Source organism: Lacticaseibacillus salsurivasis, from assembly GCF_036246225.1.
GTDB classification, from domain to species: Bacteria; Bacillota; Bacilli; order Lactobacillales; family Lactobacillaceae; genus Lacticaseibacillus; species Lacticaseibacillus salsurivasis.
Map to the genome: position 1 here is coordinate 56,838 of NZ_BTTP01000011.1, position 18,969 is coordinate 75,806.

The following is an 18,969-nucleotide window of genomic DNA, read 5'->3' on the forward strand; positions in this document are numbered from 1 at the left end:
CCTTATGTTAAGCTAATTGAAACATAACAATACATAGACAGAAGGACTGACCACGATGCCTAAAGCCGCCTCGCCAACCAAACCTGAATCCGCACCGCTGCCCTTAGCCCCTTGGCAGCGTCAGCTTTATCCTCGCCTCGGCGCTGCCCTGAAACGGCTGCCCCTAGTCGTGCTGGCCGTGCTAGCACTGATGATGATCTGGACCGCCATTCCGCGCGGCAGTAGTACCGTCAAAGTTGACCCGGCGAACATTTTTGTCTCGGACAACGCGCATTTGCTCAGTCCAAGCACCAAAACCGCCATTCACCGGCTGAATCAGCGCTACAAAACGCTGCCGAAAAAGCCCCAGCTGATGGTGATTACGGTGGACCATTTGCCCGCCAACACCTCGATTGAGCAATTCACCATCGCGCAGGCGACCAAGCTCGGCGTCGGGGATGCCGCTGCCGATAGCGGGGTGGTTTACCTCATCGCCAAGGCCGAACACCAGGCCCGGCTGGAAGTGGGCTATGGCATGGAAGATCAGGTGCCAGACGCCATGACCGACGTGGTGACGGATGCGCAGGTAAAAAATGACTACCGCCGCGGTGATTACGATGCCGGGGTGCAGCTGGTGACGCAGCGGTTGGATCAGTTGATTCGCACCGGCGACATTCAGGCTAGCCGCATCAAACCGATGCCATCCGCCGGTTTTCATCCAATCGCGGCGATCTGGACCTGGCTGAATACCGCACACAGCTTCTTGACGCTAATGGTGGCCGGCTTTGGCGTCGTCCTCGGCCTGTACGGGCTGCGGCGGCTCGGCTGGCACCTGCAAGCGCGCGTCTGGCTGGATGAGTTGGTGCAAGGGTACCTCACCGCGCTGCGCAGCATCAGCCCAGACCTCGCTGCGGCGCCGCTACTGACAGTGCCGCCGACTGCTACTGTGCAGTCGGCTAAGGCCACCTTGCGCGCTCAGCTCCAGCCAGAGCCGGCCGAGGCGGCAGCCAAAACCACGCTACCCGATTACTTCAGCATGCAGTTTGCCTTTGGTCACACCACCCTCGCGCAATTTTACGCGAATGCGCGCAACCCTGGCAGCGAGTTTAAGCAAACCAGCATGTTTCGCCAGCATCACCAAGACTGGTACCAAGCCGGCAACACCACGGCCCCAAAGCGGCGGCTGTGGCCTAAAGCCAAGGCGAAGCCGGCAAGCCCGGTGCCAGCCAACGATGTGCGGCCGTACTTGCTGACGCCGCTGCTGCAAGCCTGGTGGTGGCTGGTGCGCCTGTTGACCAATGGCTGGGTGCTGATTTTACTGGTGGCGGCGCTGTTTTGGTACACGGGCCACACCTATTCGCTCTGGGCCTTCGAGCTGCATTACCGCATGCTGGGCTGGGGCCAAGCGGCGCTGCACTTCCTTGAGCGGCTGCTGGCAGACGGCCAATCGCCGCTGCAAGTGCTGAATTCCCTGGTGCTCGGGTTGCTGGTTGGTGGGGTCATCATGGCCGGTTATTTTGCCCTTGATGCGCTGTGCACCCGCGCGAAACGCCACTTGGAGCTTCATCACATGATTCGCGATTTTCTCGGGGACTTGCGCGTGCGAGTGAAGCAAGACGACACTGATCAGGCCCTGGCCGCGGCTTTGGCCAATGCTGATCCGACCATCCTGCAGGCGAAAACGGCACTGAAAGCCAGCCTGGCCGGCAAGGTTAAAGGTAAAAAAGCGAAAGGTAGTTTGCCGGATTACTATGACATGGCCTTCGCCTTTGGCACGGTGACCGTGGCCCAATTCTTTGCAGCCGATGAAAGCACCAAGGCTTACAAATCTAGTTCGATGTACGTCAATCACGCCAGCGACTGGTATGCTAGTGACTCCAGCGATGGTGGTGGCGGCGATTCCTTTGGTGGTGGCGGCTTTGGCGGCGGAGGTGGCACCTCGAGCTGGTAAAGCCTTGGTGAGCGATTATTTTTGGCACGCATCTCAGCGTGCCTTTTTGAGTCCAGTCGTTTTGACGCAACAAAAAACCGGCATCTTTTCAGATGTCGGTTACTAGTCTGGGTGGTCAGGGGATCGAACCCTGGACCCACGGATTAAGAGTCCGTTGCTCTGCCAGCTGAGCTAACCACCCATTTGCGTCATTGCCATTTGACAACCTAAATATACTAGCATACCGACGCGGGGGGATGCAACCATTTTTTTCAGCCGCGCGGCGGTCGAGCCCTCGCAGCCGGCATAAAATAACGCAGACTGTGATACAATATCGATAATGTTAAAAGCATCACGAATTGGAGGTAGAAAATGAATAGAGCACAACTCAAAGCCCAGGCCAAAGCGCGCTTAAGCGGCAAATGGGGATGGGCGCTGGTTTTGGTGCTGGTGGGCACCATCTTCGCCAGTCTCATCGGCGGCATCACAGTAGGAATTTTGGAATTGATGACTTTGGTGGGGCTTAACTTTTCGTTCTTGCGGCTGATCGACGACGATGATCAAGGTCATGGCCTCTTCAATAACATCTTCAGTGGCTTCACCGGGCCCCGGCCCATGGCGGTCTTTTTGAACACTTTGCTGACCAGTATTTTCACTGCGCTTTGGGGGCTCTTGTTGGTGATTCCGGGAGTGGTGAAGGCCCTTGCCTACGCGCAGGTGCCTTATATTCTGGCTGACATGCAGCAGGCCGGCGCGGAGATTGGCGCAACAGATGCCATCACGGCTAGTCGTCAGCTGATGCAGGGGCATAAGTGGGAATACTTTGTGTTGCAGCTTAGTTTCGTCGGTTGGGGCTTGCTGGCAGTCCTGACCGCTGGCATTGGCTTCTTGTGGCTGAGTCCCTACATCCAGGCGACCAATGCGGCCTATTACCGGCAGCTGGCCGGCGACCGGTTCTTGAATGATGATGCGGACTTTTCAGATTTCTAAGCACTTTTGCTATGTTCTAAAATTCCGGCCACGCGCCGGTTTTTTTAATGCCGCAGTCACAAAAAGGCGGTAAGCATTTCTGCTTACCGCCTTCTATTCTGGGTGGTCAGGGGATCGAACCCTGGACCCACGGATTAAGAGTCCGTTGCTCTGCCAGCTGAGCTAACCACCCAAGACATCTCTATAACGCTTAATACTATATCATGCGGGCCCTACGCGCGCAACGCTTTTTTACGAAAAAGGCGGCAGAGACAGGAAAAATTTGCGCTGCCGGAACTGCAAATCGCCTGAGTGAGAGTGACACTTGTGATCAAAACAAAAAAGGCCACCTGCATTGATTGCAAATGGCCTCAAGGTTTAGTTGTCGTGCACTTCGAACAACGGGTGAATCGATTGGTTGGTAGAGATCAGCTTGATAGCCTCGCCTAACATCGGCCCCACGGATAAGGTGACCATGTTCGGCAGATGCTTTTCCGCCGGCACGTTGATGGTGTCGGTGATGACGATTTGCTTCAAGTTGAGCTTGCCCAGCGCGGTGGCCGCGCCATGGGACAGCACGGCATGGGTAGCGGCGGCGTAAACATCCAGGGCGCCGGCGTTTTTCAAGGCCTTGGTGGCGTCGATCACGCTGTTGCCGGTATCAATCATGTCATCGATGATGATGGTGTGTTGACCACGGACATGCCCGATGACGCCAACTTCACCGTTATCGGTGCGCTTGTCGACAATCGCAATCGGGGTGTTGAGCAGTTCGGCCAAAGCGCGGGCGTGCTTGGTGCCGCTGTGGTCAGGCGCCACGACCACCGTATTTTCCGTGCCGAGGTGCAGGCTCTTGAAGTAAGAAGCAAACAGCGGCATGGTGCGCAGGTGATCGACTGGCAGGTCGAAGAACCCTTGCAGCTGATCGGCGTGCAGGTCAACCGCGACGAAGCGGTCGATGCCGTCCATCGTCAGCAGATTAGCCACCAGCTTGGCGGTAATCGGTTCGCGGGACCGCGCTTTGCGGTCGGCGCGGGCATAGCCGTAGTAAGGCACCACGACGTTAATGACATGGGCGCTGGCGCGGCGCAAGGCGTCGACCATAATCATCAGTTCCATCAGATTTTCGTTGACGGGATCTGAGATGGGTTGGATCACGTAAACATCGGCCCCGCGGACACTGTCGTCCAGGTCGATTTGAATCTCACCATCGGCAAAATGCTTCACCGAGGCTGGGGATAGCGGTAAACCAACTTCTTTTGCGATTTTTTCGGCCAGCGGCACGTTGCCGTTCAGCGTGAAAAGTTTAACTCCTGCCATGATTCGCTCCTTTGCTGTGCGTATGCTGCCTTAATTATACGCAAGTTTGCTTGACTTGGCTATTTTTAGGCGAGCAACGGCGAAAAAAACAGGCTAGGCAAGCACAAACCCGGCCGCTGCGCCGACAATTCACTATAATGAGAACTGGGAGGTGCGGCGAAGATGGAACGATTATTACCCCTTAAAAATGCGGTGAACCTGCGTGAACTCGGCGAGTATCCGGCCGCCGGCGGTGTGATTGCGCCGCATAAGCTCCTGCGGTCAGGCTCCTTGTCCCAGCTCACGGCCAAGGAAGCTGAATGGCTCAAAGACTACGGCTTGAAAACAGTTATCGACCTGCGTACCGATAACGAAGTCGCTGGCAGCCCCGATGTCGTGGCACCAGGGGTGAATTGGCAGCAGCTTTCGGTGTACCCGTTTGCCGACGTGAGTGCGAACCCAGCGTTTAACGCACATTTAGCCGCGATGGCGGATCGCCGCATTGACCCGATGGCTGAGGCTTATTTGCGGATGTTGACGGATTCGCATGCCATCAAGGTCTTTCAGCAGATGTTCGCGCTGCTGCTGGCCAATGATCAACCCGGTGAATCGGTACTTTTTCACTGCGCGGCGGGGAAAGACCGTACCGGGATGGCGGCGATGATGATTGAAGGGGCGCTTGGCGTGCCGGAAGCCACGATTTGCCAAGATTACCTGCTCACCAATACCGTCTTTTTCGCTGATTCTGAGGTGGTGGCAGCGGCGTTGAAGCCTGGCGCCAGCGCGTTGGTGGACAAGCTCAATGCCCATGCCGCCGAAGCGCAGTGCTATGTGGCGGTGCGTGACTTCATCACCAGCGAATACGGCGACTGGCCGCAGTATGTTCAAGCGGCGCTCCAGTTGAGTGCCGGCGATCTGAAGCAATTGCGGAATTTATATGTGACGCGGCAGTAAGCCACTTTTTAACCCGTAATCATGAAAACGGTTTACTCGGCGCCAGACCGGGTTCCAACCAATCAAAAATGATGAAAATATTTGTCTAGACCGGTTGACTTTTTACCCGCGGCGCCTGATAATGGACTAGACCAAAGCAAAGGACGCAGCGTCTGTCATGTGGATCGACGGCGTCATTTTACGAGGAGGAATAGACATGCAAGTAAAAATCGTTAAGGATAAGACTGAAGGCGGCCAGGTCGCTTTTGACTTGATCAAAAAAGGCATCGCAAACGGCGCCAAGGTGTTGGGTCTGGCCACTGGGAGCACCCCAATTCCGCTGTATCAAGATATGATCGCCAGCGACTTGGACTTCAGCAACCTGGTTTCCGTCAACTTGGACGAATACGTGGGCCTGCCAGAAGACAATGAACAAAGCTACCACCAGTTCATGAAGGACAATCTGTTCAACAAGAAGCCATTTGCTCACTCCTACGTGCCAAATGGTAACGCCGCTGACATCGACGAAGCCGCTAAGGAATACGACCAGATCATCGCTGACAACCCGATTGATATCCAAATCTTGGGCATCGGCCGCAACGGTCACATTGGCTTCAACGAACCAGGTTCCGATCTGAACAGCACCACCCACAAGGTGAAGCTGACCGAAAGCACCATCGAAGCCAACAAGCGCTTCTTCGATGATGAAAAGGACGTGCCACGCTATGCGATTTCCATGGGCATCGGCTCCATCATGAAGGGTAAGCAGATCATCTTGATGGCTTACGGCGAAGACAAAGCGGATGCCATCAAGGCCACCATCGAAGGCCCAGTAACGGATCACGTGCCAGCTTCCGTCCTGCAAAACCACAAGGATGCCATCATCATCGTGGATGAAGCAGCTGCCAGCAAGCTGAGCAAGTAATTTCATTTTTCACCCTCATCGGCTCTTGGCGCAAAGATTGCGACAAGAGCCGATTTTTTAGTCGAAAAAATGCTTAAAAAATGTTATTTTAATAGTATAAAACTCAATTATGTGGGGATAATTCTGAGCGCCATGTCGTTTTACCAAGCGTAAAAAGTGCGCGGCTTGCGGCAGGCTATTTTGGCTAAGGAGGAATATATATGGCCATGACCGATTTATTTTTAAAGCGCACGGCTTTGGCGCAGATCGCCCTGCTCCGCACAATTCAGCGTACGACTAAGTGGCAAGTGCCGGTGGCTGAGCAAGTGGCGCAGGCGCGCGAGCGCGCTGACCGCACCACCGATGTGAACTTGAAGTACCTCGCCCAGGTGACCAACGAAAGTTACAGCACGGTTTATAACACGTATAACCGGATGATGACCAACCTAGCAACCATTGGCGGCGAAGCGGCCACGGATAAGCTGCTGCAGACGCCTGACGGTCAGCTGCGTGTGCTGCTGGTTCAGCAAAGCCTAGCCTATCAATTTTTACAACATTTGGTGGCCGAAGACATGCCTAACTTTGACGACTTCCTGACCCAGGCGGCGGTGTCGAAGGTCACGGCGCTCCGGTACCTGCGGCCGCTGCGCGATTTTGGCAAACAAATGGGCGTGAAAATCAGTTACGAAAAAATGCAACTGACTGGCTCTGAGCAAGCCATTCGGCTGTTTTTGACCCTGAGCTACTGGCTCGCCACTGATGGCGCGGCCTGGCCGTTTACTGTGGTGAAGCACGCTGATGCCAAGGCTGAAGCAACGCGGGTGCTGAAGGCCTATCAGCTGGACATGCACAATCCAGTGACCTTGGAGCTGTTCCATTATTTCACCGCCATCAGCCAAACCCGGCTGGCCCAGCAACACTTGGCGCCAGCGCCGGTGCTGGAGCTGAACGCGGTGCCGAATTTGTATGCCACCAACACTGAACTGAGCGTCTGGCAACAAGCCAATGAGTCTCAGCAGATGCTGGAAATCTTTTTGATTTTGCCGCTGGCAGTCGGGCCGAATGACCCCGCCGTGGCCGAAATTGACAACGGTTTGGCGCGGTTCAGTCCGGTGATGCGCCAGCTGGTGGACCGCTTCTTGGAAGCCACCCCAAGCTACCGCCGCAGCCCGTTCCGGCGGTTGCTCCAGGTGTCCTTGGCGGCGATTGCCATGAGCGTCGTCAACCTCGGCTTTGACTTGGGGGCGCTGCTCGCCCAATTCAATCCGCATATCGGCGGCGCCTGTGCGCATGACGCTGACCGGCCGGAAATCGAAGCCGCGTTGACCCAAGCCATGGCCCGGACCAAGAACCAGGCCGATGCGCCGCTGAACCGGCGCCTTAAGGAAATGGCGCCGCTGTTGGTTGACCGCTTCCATGCGACCTTGTTCCAACTGAGCCGCTTTGCCAAACCAGCGCGCCGGGTTAAGGTGGGCCTGCTGCTGGAGCCAGCGATGCTCGGGTTTGCGGATCTGTTGACTTTCATGAATCAACAAACCAACGTCGAGCTCGTGTATGATCACTTTGAAGAAGCAGATCTGATTATCCAGGATTCCTCCTTGCCGCTGCATTTTCCAGGCAAGCATCAGCCGCTGCTGTTCCGTTGGGACATTGCCGCGAGCGGTGATCTTTTCGGGGAATTAGCGGCCCTGCTGCGGACACTGCAGCAGGAGTTTAACCAGTAACTTACTGCGTAGTCTTGGAGCACAATTAAATCGTCACGCTTGAATGTTACTGCAGTCGCAGCAGGGTTTAAGCGTGGCGATTTTTTTCGGCGACCGGCTGCCTATGTTAAACTAGGCTTATTAAGTAAGCAGGAGGCTATTATGACCAAAGCGGTGTGCTTTTTTGATTTAGACGGAACGCTCTTGAACAAAGAAAAGCAGGTGCCGGCCGAGAACCTGGCGGCAATCAAGGCGATGCAGGCCAACGATGTCCTGCCGGTGCTGTGCACTGGCCGCAATCGCTGGGAGCTTGATCAATTGGTGGCCGAAACCGGCATTGATACGCTGATCTTAGGCAACGGCGCGGATGTGTTCTACAAGGGCCAACACCTGTTTCAAAGTCCAGTGGGCGCCCCGCAACTCGCCCGCTTTGCTGCGCAGGCTGCCGCTGATGACCTGGCGATTTCGTTTTACAACGACCGCCATATCGCGGCGACCCAGCACAACGATTACATCGAGGCGAACTATGGCCTGGTGCATCAGGCGCTGCCGGCAGTTGATCCGGATTTTTACCAAAAAGAAGCCGTGGTCATGATGTTGCTGTTCACGCCGAACACCGAAGCCGGCCGCGAGGTGGGCGCCAAGTATGTCGCCGCCTTCCCGGAACTGAATTTCTTCCGCAACGGTCCTTACGCCTTGGATGTCGTGAACCAAGGCATTACTAAGGCTACCGGCATCGACGTGCTGACAGACCGGCCGGAATTCAAAGGCGTGCCGACGTACGCCTTTGGGGATGGCAACAATGATATCCCAATGCTTAAGCGCGCGACTGTGGGCGTGGCGATGGGCAATGCCTTGCCGCAAGTCGCCGCCGTCGCGGATTATCAGACCGATGATTATCTCGCAAACGGGATCCCAAATGCGCTGAAACACTTTGATTTGATCTAAATTCAAGCTAATAAATGACAAAACAAGCAGGCTGAAGAGGCCTGCTTGTTTGATTCTGAGCTACTCGATGAGGCGGTCTTTTTTTGTTTATATTGTTAAATAACCGGCTAAATACGCATAATCGCTGAGCTGGGCAGATATTACGGGAAAAGTTTCGAAATTTTTTGCGGTCATTTCTGACGATTTGCTCGAAATGTCAGCGTTTACTTTCAAATTTTTGAACAATATATCGATTTTTCACAAGCTCGTTGTACATCCGGTAAGGTCGGGAACAAATTTTGCCCCATGTCTTATAAATATAAACAAATCGTTGAATAATCTATCACATAATTAAATGTAGATGAATACAATTAGCGCGTGTGACTTAGACGAAAATTTGAAAGACTCATATTTCGGAAATATATTTATAATTTACTGTAATAATTATGCTGTTTGACTTTTTTTCTAAATCGATTAGATTCAGAGTATTGCTAGGAGTGTGAACTAGTAAAATATACAAATTTTGTCATTTCAAAGAGTAGTTTGGGGGATAATGATGGAAAAGAAAGAAATAAAGGTTCATTTTAAGATGTATAAAGCCGGTCGGAAATGGTTGGTTGCCGGCATTGCGGCATTCGGAATGGGAATATCAGTGACCACTGCCGGTGGGCAACAAGTCCAAGCATCTGTTAATGGATCGTCAATGGTGTTGACAAAAGCAGCAAAGACTTTGCTGGATGAACAACCGGAACCAGTTAATACTACAAAGATTCCAAGTGAAAATCTTGATTTAACGGGTTCTTATTCTGATGTAACGAATAACTTTAATGCAAATGGCAATTCTTCAATCGAAAGAAATGGCGATGAAGCCACAGTGATTCTCACGCCTGATGCGGAACGTCAGTCGGGGAATCTGACCCTTAATTCCCAAATAGATTTAAACTACGACTTTGACATGACGGCAAATATCTCCTTTGGTCATGGCGATGGTGTTTCAATCGGGTTTCATACCGGAAATACTAATCAGTTTGGCCGCAATGGTGGTTCATTAGGGTTTGCGGATCTTCCAAACTCTTTTGGGTGGAAGGCTGACACTTATGTCAATCAATACGGTGGCCAAAATAAAAATGACACTACAGCGGACGGGACTCAATACTTTGGCCCAGATCCCACCGCTAATTCAAAATTTGGTGCGTTTGTTTCAACTGATCCTACCAATCATGTCACTATAAATACCGATGCAGAATCCGCGCAAGGTATTGATTCGAGCTACAATCAGCTTCACGTTCATTATGATGCCAAGAGCAAGACGTTGACGGTTGAGTTAACGAAGCCAGCTGTCAAATATGATCATGCGTGGTGGTTGAATGAGGCAGAGGACACTAAAACCTGGACCGAGGATATCTCTTCTTTAATTCCAGATGACGATTTAGTATCATTTTTTGTTGCAGGTGCCACTGGGGATGCCTATCAGGAGCAATCATTCCAGCTCAAAACCTTTAATTATCATGCTGTTGGCACGCTTCATGTCAAGTATGTTGATGCGGAGCATCCTGATGCCAAACCGTTAGCCGAAAAGGATATTAGAGGGGCAATTGGTACCACTATCATTGCTCAGGACATGGACGATTATAAAAATACAATCGACATGCTTGCTGCCAAAGGTTATTCACCTGTTGATCCAAACACACTTCTTCAGGAAGATATAAAGGCAAATAATTCTACTCCGCTTGTCATTCCAATGGTCAGGAAATACAGCGCAAAAGTGAAGTACCTTGATATTGACAACGGGGATTTACCACTGAGTCGAGAGACCACGATTTCTGGTAAGACTGGTGAACTCGACAATTTTGTGGACGTTAAAAATACACTCGATACCTTAAAGGCTGCGGGTTATGAGGTTACCAACCCTGACCTGTTAAAAAACTTTACCTTTACGCCTGACGATAACGGACATGTTTTTGAATACCTGTTGCAGCACAGTCATACGACGATTACCCCAACGCAGCCGAACGGACATGAAAACGATCTGACCAAGACTGTCACACAAACCATCAAGTACGTATACGAAAATGGCGATGACGCCGCAAAGACTAATACGCAGACAATCACTTTTACCCGTACGGGTAAAGTCGACGACGTTACCAGTAATGTCGTTTACACTGCTTGGACTGCCGAAGGTAAAGATACCTGGGAAACAGTTACTAGTCCCACCATTGATGGATATAAGCCTGATACAGCCGAGGTAACCGGCGTTAAAGCCGATTCGGAAGACAAGTCAATTACGGTGACGTACACGGCCCAGCCAGATAAGGCTCAGGTCAAGTTTGTCGACGATGACAATAATAAAAAACAGGTTGGGATTTTCGACGTTGAAGGGGTGGTAGACTCAACCGTTCCGTATAACGCCAAAGATAAGATTCCCACCGGATATGAGTTAGCTGATGATAAACAGCCTGTTTCAGGTAATGTGACGATTAAACCTGGGGTTGAAGATGATGTGACGATTCATCTGAAGCACAGTCACACGACTATTACACCAAGCCAGCCCGGTGATCATGAAAAAGATTTGACCAAAACTGTAACGCAAACCATCAAGTACGTATACGAAAATGGCGATGACGCCGCAAAGACTAATACGCAGACAATCACTTTTACCCGTACGGGTAAAGTCGACGACGTCACCAGTAATGTCGTTTACACTGCTTGGACTGCCGAAGGTAAAGATACCTGGGAAACAGTTACTAGTCCCACCATTGATGGATATAAGCCTGATACAGCCGAGGTAACCGGCGTTAAAGCCGATCCGGAAGACAAGTCAATTACGGTGACGTACACGGCCCAGCCAGATAAGGCTCAGGTCAAGTTTGTCGACGATGACAATAATAAAAAACAGGTTGGGACTTTCGACGTTGAAGGTGTGGTAGACTCAACCGTTCCGTATAACGCCAAAGATAAGATTCCCACCGGATATGAGTTAGCTGATGATAAGCAGCCTGTTTCAGGTAATGTGACGATTAAACCTGGGGTTGAAGATGATGTGACGATTCATCTGAAGCACAGTCACACGACTATTACACCAAGCCAGCCCGGTGATCATGAAAAAGATCTGACCAAGACTGTCACACAAACCATCAAGTACGTATACGAAAATGGCGATGACGCCGCAAAGACTAATACGCAGACAGTCACCTTTACTCGTGATGCCGTCGTTGATGACACAGACGATACGATCGTTTCCTATGGTGAGTGGCAACCGGCAGAACCACAAAAGTTTGATGATGTGTACAGCCCAATTATTAAGGGGTATCATGCCGACCAAACCAAAGTTGCGGGCAGCCAGGTAACAGGAGACAGTAAAGACCCGAAGCCTATTACCGTCAAGTACAGCACGACAGACCAGCCAATCACTATCCAATATCGCGATCAGAACACTGGGAAGACCTTAAAGACTGATATTTTGAAGGGTAAGACTGGTGATAAGGTTCAGAGTACAGCTATTGCGAGAATCCAAGGTTATAAGGCAATGGGGTACGAGTTAGTCAGCGATGGCACGAAAGGCGCTAAGGAATTAGAGGTTACCCCGGGTGGCAGTGCTTATTTGGTTGAGTTTAAGCATGAAACTCCCACTTTGGATGGCCGTAATAACCCTGGAACTCACGAAAAGGATCTAGTCAAGAAAGTAACCCAAACGATTGAGTATCTTTATCCTGATGGATCGAAAGCACATGCAGACAACGTTCAAACAATTACGTACACACGAACCGCAGTAGTCGATAAGCTTACGCAAGAGATTCTCTCGACCGGTGATTGGACCACGACGGATAACGAACAGTATACGAATGTAGACAGCCCAGCAATCGCAGGTTACCACGCTGACCAAACAACGGTCACTGGCTTAAAGGTTACCCCTGATACAGCCAGTCAGACCATCACTGTGCATTACAATACCTCTGAGCAGCCAATCAACATTCAATACTTTGACCGCACTGCCAATAAGACGTTGAGGTTTGACGTATTGAAGGGCAAGACTGGCGACACGGTCGACAACACCGCACCTGCGCGCATCCAGGGCTATGTGGCGATGGGTTACAAGTTGGTCGAAGATCAAACTGCCGGCAAGCAAACGCTGACGATTGCACCAGAAGGAAACAATTACCGCGTCACGCTTGAGCACACCTCAACCACCGTCACTCCTGAGAACCCAGGCAACCATGCTGCCGAGCTGACAAAGACCATTAACCAAACAATTAACTACGTCTACCCAGATGGCTCCCAGGCAGCGCCGGCTAACCACCAGGCGATTACGTATACGCGTAATGCCGTGATTGACCGCACCACCAATAAGGCAACGGCATATTCCGCTTGGAAGCCAGTTGCTGGCGAACAGTTCACGGATGTTGCTAGCCCTGCCATCAATGGCTACGGTGCAGATCAGCCGACAGTACTCGGGGTTAAGGTCACATCAAATGCGGCTCCTGAGCAGAATGTTACTGTGCACTATGCAGCTTTGAATCAACCAATCACCATCCAGTTCATTCAAGATGGCACTGGCAAAGTCCTGAAGACGGAAAAACTGACCGGCAAGACTGACGAAACGTTGAGCTATGACGTTGAAGCTATGATTGCGAGTTACCTGAAGCAGGGTTATGTCCTGGTCAGCAACAATGTGCCTGAAGTGGCCAAGATGGGTCAGTTCAAGGTCAACGCTGGCGGCAACAACTATCAGGTTCATTTGGCGCTTGCTCCTAAGGCACCACAGCCAAGTGCTGATAGCACAAAGAAACAGGCACCAGCTACTCGCAGCGGTCAAAAGAAACTGCCAAATACTGGTGAAAAGACCAACCAACTCGGCACCATCGGGCTGGTTGTCACCGCGATGACAGCGCTCTTCGCGGTTGGAGCACGTAAACAACGCCGCGACTAACTCTCTCAGAACTGAACATTATAATCTGAGTGTTTAGAGGAAGCCCCCAGGTTTAGATGAAAATCTAAATCTGGGGGTTTTACTATAGCTAAATCTGCCTAAAAATCTGGTCGAAAGCGGTGATGAGAGGCGAGAAGGTTCAATCAGTCCACTTGAAGTGGTGCTCGGCCATCGATAAGCGTTCATAGAGCAACCAGGAGATCCAAGCAAAATACACACAGGTAAGCGCTCGCCGAACGGCCACATAAACGAACGATTTAATCATCCAATTTCAAGGGTTGATGAGCTGGGGATATGTGCCGAAATGCACATTTTGAATAGTAGATAAAGCATTTTAGGCTATATAAAATTCTAGTGTGCTCGTGCTAAAGCATTAGGATAATGTTATATATAATGCCTTAGACACCAAAATGTAATCATATTGTTTGACTTTATTCCAAATCTCATTAGATTCATGGTATTGCTAGGGAACCTGACTAGTAAAAATGATGAACCTTGTTGCTCGGAAATGTGATTTGGGGGAGAGTCATGGAAAAGGGAGAAACCAAGGTCCGTTTTAAGTTGTATAAGGCCGGCCGCCAGTGGCTGGTTGCAGGCATTGCCATTGTTGGGTTGGGCATCGCTACTTCGCCTTTGTTCATTAAGCAAAGCGCAGACACGCAAACGGTCTACGCCGCTAGCCAGGACGAGCAGCACACGAGCACACCCGGTCCCGATGAGGTTGGGTTAAATCAGCAGGCTGTCCTCGATGCGGCTGAGGTTAGTTCACCTAAGGGACAAGATGTGAATTCTTCGGTGGTGTCGGACGCTGCCAAGGAGACTGACCAGCAGGGGGAAACCTTAATAGATCAGCCACAGCCGATTGCAGTGAATGACACCGTGGTGGCCGATTCTGATGCAGCCGCTGCCGTTGATTCGAACGCTGCCAATAGCAACGCGACGCCAACCACTGAAGCCCCAGCCGCAAACGCGACAGACCAAAGCACAGTGGTCACTGTCGAAGGCAAGCGGCTGGATGATCTCAAAAACAGTTTTACGTACCACACCAGCACGCCGAACTCGGCGGCAGGCATCAAGGATGACGGGCAGGTGGTGTTGACGGCAGATGCAAGCAGGCAGTCAGGTAATCTGACACTCAATAATCAAATTGACCTTGATTATGATTTTGATTTAACCGGGACCATTACCATCGGCGCCGGCGATGGGGTAGCGATTGGGTTTCACACTGGGAATACAGACGAGGTCGGCCGCAATGGTGGTCAAAATGATAATGATACAACCGTGATTAATGGCCAAAAGGTGCCGTATTTCGGCCCGGATCCGCAGGGCTATCGTCGGTTCGGCGCCTTTGCTCACACTGGTGATAATGGCATCACGATTGAAACGAATGCGGCTTCGGCGCAATCAATTGACCCGTCGTATGACACCATCCATGTTCATTATGAGGCGGCCGCACAGCTATTGACCATCGAGCTAAGTCAGTCTTCGCGGCCAGACGCGGTTTTGAAGTGGACGGAAAATATTGAACATGAGATCCCCAAAAAACGGCTGGTGTCTTTCTTCATTGCCGGCTCCACCGGTGATGCTCATTCGAAGCAAGGCTTCAAGCTCAATCGTTTTACGTACAATGCGGTTGGCGTGGCGCATGTCGAGTATCGGGATGAAGCGGGCGCACTGCTACTGAAAGGCGATGATATTCACGGCATCATCGGCCGCACAGTGACTGTGCTGGGAACGCCTGAATACCAGCAGGCCATCGCCTTTTTAAAAACGCCTGAGCAAGGCGGCTATGTGCCGGTGAACATCAATGATCAGGGTAATGTCACCTTTCAGCGCACGCATCCAGAAACGCTGACCATTACCATGAAGAAGCAGTCCGAAGCCACGATTCATTTTGTCGATGATGCCGAAAATACGCAGCAGGCTGATCTCGGTGTCAAGCAAATTACCTGGACTGAGGGGGCTCCCATTGAACACATGGACGACGTGAATCGGCAGCTTGCCAGGCTGCAGCGAGCAGGGTACGAGCTGGTGGAAGATACGCGCCCGAACGATGGTGCGTATGCCCCCAGGCGCGAATTACACGCTGCACTTTATTCACCAAACTAAGGTGATTGTTCAGCCGCAAGTGACCCGGACGATCACGTACCAGGGGTTGCCAGCCGACAAGGCCATCGCCCCAGTAACACAGACGGCCACGTACGAGGTGACCAAAGATCTCGTGACGGGCGCGGTATTTGACACTGCCTTCACGCTGCCAGAGGTGGTCACACCATCAGTAGTCGGATACACGGCAGATGCCTCGGTCGTGTCGGCGTTTACCTCGACGACCAGCGGCCAGCCCATCGATGTCATTGTGACGTATACGGCAGAACCTCAGCCCATTACCATTAAATTCGTAGACCGTGACACTCAGGAAACGCTGAAGACATTGGTGTTGACTCGTGACAAAAGCATCGTTTCATTCGACCAAGTTTTGGCACAAGCCCCGACAGGCTACCGGGTGGACCTGACCACCAATGACTGGGACCAGACGACGAACACGTACACGATTAGCCTCTACAATGTTCAAACCGTTCAAGATAACTTTAATCAGGCAGTGGGTGACTTTACGAATGCCATTAAGACGGCTATCACGTTCAGGTTCGTCGATCGCGAGACCCAAGCGACGCTGAAGACACTTTTGATTCCACGGAATGAAAATGGCATTGTGCCGGTCGACAAGGCGTTGGCCCAAATTCCGGCTGGTTATCGGATGGATCTCACTTCAAATGCCTGGGATCAAGCGACGAACACGTACACGATTAGCCTCTTCAATGTTCAAGCCCTTGAAGACAAGATTAATCAAGCAGTGGGTGACTTCACGAATGCCATTCAGACGGCCATCGCCTTTAAGCTTATCGATCGTGATACCAATGCGACATTGAAGACGTTCCTGATTCCCCGGAACGAAAATGGCATCGTGCAGTTCGACAAAGTGGTGGCCCAAATTCCGGCGGGCTATCGGTTGGATCTCACCGTCAATGCGTGGGACCCGGTCACCAACACGTACACGCTTGGGCTCTACAATATCCAAGCGTTAGAGGAAAAAGTTAAGCAAACTGTGGCCGACTTCACGAATGCCATTCAGACGGCCATCACCTTTAAGCTGGTTGATCGTGATACCAATGCGACATTGAAGACGTTCCTGATTCCCCGGAACGAAAATGGCATCGTGCCATTCGACAAAGTGGTGGCCCAAATTCCGGCGGGCTATCGGCTGGATCTCACCGCCAATGCCTGGGATCCGGTCACGAACACGTACACGCTCGGCCTCTACAACGTTCAAAAGTTGGAAGATGAGGTCAGTCAAGCCGTTGCGGCCTTCACCAATGCCGTCAAGACAGCCATCAGGTTTAAGTTCGTCGATCGCGATACCAATGCCACGATGAAGACGCTTTTGATTCCGAGAAACGAAGATGGCATCGTACCTGTCGACAAAGTGTTGCTCAGATACCGGCCGGCTACCGGATGGCGTTTACGACTAATGACTGGAATCAGGCGACCAACACCTACACGATTAGTCTTTATAACGTCCAGGCGCTAGAAGATAAGGTTAATCAGGCTGTTACAGACTTTACCAATGCCATTAAGGCGGCCATTACGTTTAAACTCGTTGATCGGGATACGAATGCGACGCTGAAGACGTTCTTGATTCCCCGCAATGAAAATGGCATCGTGCCGTTTGACAAAGTGTTGGCTCAAATTCCGGCCGGATACCGGCTAGACCTCACGACCAATGCCTGGGATCAAGTCACTAACACCTATACGCTTAGTCTATACAGCGTGCAGGCGCTAGAGGAAAAAATCAACCAAACCATCAGCGACTTCAAGCAGGCCATCAAGACGGCTATCACCTTTAAGCTCGTTGATCGTGATACCCAAGCAACGCTGAAGACCTTCCTAATTCCACGCAACTCAGAGGGCATCGTACCATTTGATAAAGTGCTAGCGCAAATTCCGGCGGGGTACCGCATGGCGCTCGCTTTTAATGCCTGGGACCAAGCCACCAACACGTACACGATTGTGATTTACAATGTCAGAACTGATGGGAAAACGACCAACCCAGATAACGGTCAGCCTGGTGGAGCCATTAGCGCAGTAACCAAAACCATCGCGGTCAATCTCATTGATGGCACCACAGGGGCAGTCATCAAACATTTGTCCTATGTTATCGGCATCAACAGGCGCCTGCCGATGGCTGAAGTTAAGGCGGCGCTTCCGACCAGCTATCGCATTGATCAAGCGCGGTCTTGGCGAGATCCGGAAACTGGCACTTACAACTTTGTGTTGGTCAAAGTGATCGACAGTCGCAAGCTGGTCCAGAGCACGCTTAACGGTGCGGTTAAAGTGACCGAATCCTCAGCCCCGGTTGCTACCAATGCAGCTTTGCCAGCAACCGGTGACCGTGACAATGCGACTGCCTCGGCAGTGGGGCTATTTGCCGTTATCGGCGCCCTGTTTGGCTTAGGGAGTACGCTGGCAAGGAAGCGTGAATAAAGCTAATTGTTAATTGGCAAGATGGGGGCCGCCCTTGGATGAGTGGTCCTTTTTAGTACGCAAGTGTGCGAGGTATATCGGTATACCAAAACTGGCTTTCGATGGTTTAAGAAAAATATTTTGAACAAATCTCAAAATGTAATAAATCATAATTCTAAAGATTTATTTCATGTCACGTAAAAACTGGGCAAAACCTAGGGAAAAAAACGATGCTTATGTGGGCAGCTTTGCACCAGTCATATATGGGAATATGGCCAGGGATACCGGCATTATTTGCCAAACGCAGAGAGGAAAGAACCTATCAAATCAATATTTGCATATGCTTTTTGCAAAAGTTGAATTAGGATGAGCACCTCGTCTTAGATGTAATCGTTTTTATAGCGTTGTTTCCTCATCAAAATTTGTTCTTACCAATCAAAAATATTTTTTTAGTCTGTCGCGGTTTGTAGGCCAGATTCGAAGACTTACGCCATTTGAAATCGCGATTTTTCGATGGTATATTGACTCCATTACAACCAGTAATGGCCATTGGTACGGGTACCAATTCCTGCCAGATCGGTCGTCGCCTGGAAGTAATATTTGGGGGAACTACAGCTTTTGAGGTGGCACGCTTGCAGAACTGGGATGACCAGCTCAGTGGTTTTGTGTCGTCTATTTTGGGCGAGTGTACATAGAGAAGCGGTGTGTTTGTGTACCGCTGACTTAATGCACAAACCGAATGGCCCCCGCACTTGAAGTGCAATAGAAAAGTTAGACAATTTAGATTTTGAATTAAGCAATCATGGTTTGTTCCCGGTACTCAACTGGGGTCAAGCCATTTTTGTTTCTCGAAATTCTGACATTGTTAAACCAATCCACA

General features: G+C 51.2%; 12 protein-coding genes and 2 tRNA genes. 10 read left to right on the forward strand and 4 right to left on the reverse strand.

Annotated elements, in window-relative coordinates:
* The first annotated feature begins 55 nt into the window (after window positions 1-55).
* Window positions 56-1,930, forward strand: coding sequence for a TPM domain-containing protein (locus tag AAA927_RS08780; protein ID WP_338217524.1), 1,875 nt, complete (start codon window positions 56-58; stop codon window positions 1,928-1,930).
* 108 nt (window positions 1,931-2,038) lie between these two features.
* Here the strand turns inward: AAA927_RS08780 and AAA927_RS08785 are convergent.
* A tRNA-Lys gene (locus AAA927_RS08785) sits at window positions 2,039-2,111 on the reverse strand.
* 170 nt (window positions 2,112-2,281) lie between these two features.
* Here AAA927_RS08785 and AAA927_RS08790 point away from each other — a divergent pair.
* Window positions 2,282-2,899, forward strand: coding sequence for a DUF975 family protein (locus AAA927_RS08790; protein WP_338217525.1), 618 nt, complete (start codon window positions 2,282-2,284; stop codon window positions 2,897-2,899).
* Between the two features lie 99 nt (window positions 2,900-2,998).
* Here AAA927_RS08790 and AAA927_RS08795 read toward each other — a convergent pair.
* Window positions 2,999-3,071: transfer RNA gene (locus AAA927_RS08795), tRNA-Lys, on the reverse strand.
* 185 nt (window positions 3,072-3,256) lie between these two features.
* Window positions 3,257-4,198, reverse strand: coding sequence for a ribose-phosphate diphosphokinase (locus AAA927_RS08800; RefSeq protein WP_125580612.1), 942 nt, complete (start codon window positions 4,196-4,198; stop codon window positions 3,257-3,259).
* Between the two features lie 162 nt (window positions 4,199-4,360).
* On the opposite strand from AAA927_RS08800, the gene AAA927_RS08805 reads away from it, so the two are divergent.
* From AAA927_RS08805 to AAA927_RS08840, 8 genes are all read left to right on the forward strand, one after another.
* On the forward strand, window positions 4,361-5,131 hold the full coding sequence (locus AAA927_RS08805) for a tyrosine-protein phosphatase (RefSeq protein ID WP_338217526.1): 771 nt from the start codon (window positions 4,361-4,363) through the stop codon (window positions 5,129-5,131).
* A gap of 196 nt (window positions 5,132-5,327) precedes the next feature.
* Complete coding sequence (nagB, locus tag AAA927_RS08810; RefSeq protein WP_338217527.1) at window positions 5,328-6,035, forward strand: glucosamine-6-phosphate deaminase; 708 nt, start codon at window positions 5,328-5,330, stop codon at window positions 6,033-6,035.
* Window positions 6,036-6,235: 200 nt separating this feature from the next.
* Window positions 6,236-7,738: a helix-turn-helix domain-containing protein gene (locus AAA927_RS08815; protein WP_338217528.1), complete on the forward strand. Its 1,503-nt coding sequence runs from the start codon at window positions 6,236-6,238 to the stop codon at window positions 7,736-7,738.
* Between the two features lie 141 nt (window positions 7,739-7,879).
* Window positions 7,880-8,665 (forward strand): Cof-type HAD-IIB family hydrolase, encoded by a 786-nt coding sequence (locus tag AAA927_RS08820; protein ID WP_338217529.1) that lies wholly within the window; start codon window positions 7,880-7,882, stop codon window positions 8,663-8,665.
* Between the two features lie 535 nt (window positions 8,666-9,200).
* Window positions 9,201-13,571 carry a mucin-binding protein gene (locus tag AAA927_RS08825; RefSeq protein ID WP_338217530.1) on the forward strand — a complete coding sequence of 1,457 codons (4,371 nt, stop codon included), beginning with the start codon at window positions 9,201-9,203 and terminating at the stop codon, window positions 13,569-13,571.
* A 528-nt stretch (window positions 13,572-14,099) separates the two neighbouring features.
* Window positions 14,100-15,680: a lectin-like domain-containing protein gene (locus AAA927_RS08830; protein ID WP_338217531.1), complete on the forward strand. Its 1,581-nt coding sequence runs from the start codon at window positions 14,100-14,102 to the stop codon at window positions 15,678-15,680.
* A complete protein-coding gene (locus tag AAA927_RS08835; RefSeq protein ID WP_338217532.1) occupies window positions 15,634-17,157 on the forward strand; it encodes a mucin-binding protein in 1,524 nt (507 codons plus the stop codon). The genes AAA927_RS08830 and AAA927_RS08835 overlap by 47 nt, the downstream gene beginning before the upstream one ends.
* Window positions 17,082-18,110, forward strand: coding sequence for an LPXTG cell wall anchor domain-containing protein (locus AAA927_RS08840; protein ID WP_338217533.1), 1,029 nt, complete (start codon window positions 17,082-17,084; stop codon window positions 18,108-18,110). The genes AAA927_RS08835 and AAA927_RS08840 overlap by 76 nt, the downstream gene beginning before the upstream one ends.
* Before the next feature lie 771 nt (window positions 18,111-18,881).
* On the opposite strand, the gene AAA927_RS12880 is transcribed toward AAA927_RS08840, so the two are convergent.
* Window positions 18,882-18,968 (reverse strand): IS3 family transposase, encoded by an 87-nt coding sequence (locus tag AAA927_RS12880; RefSeq protein ID WP_366150659.1) that lies wholly within the window; start codon window positions 18,966-18,968, stop codon window positions 18,882-18,884.
* Window position 18,969: the final 1 nt, after the last annotated feature.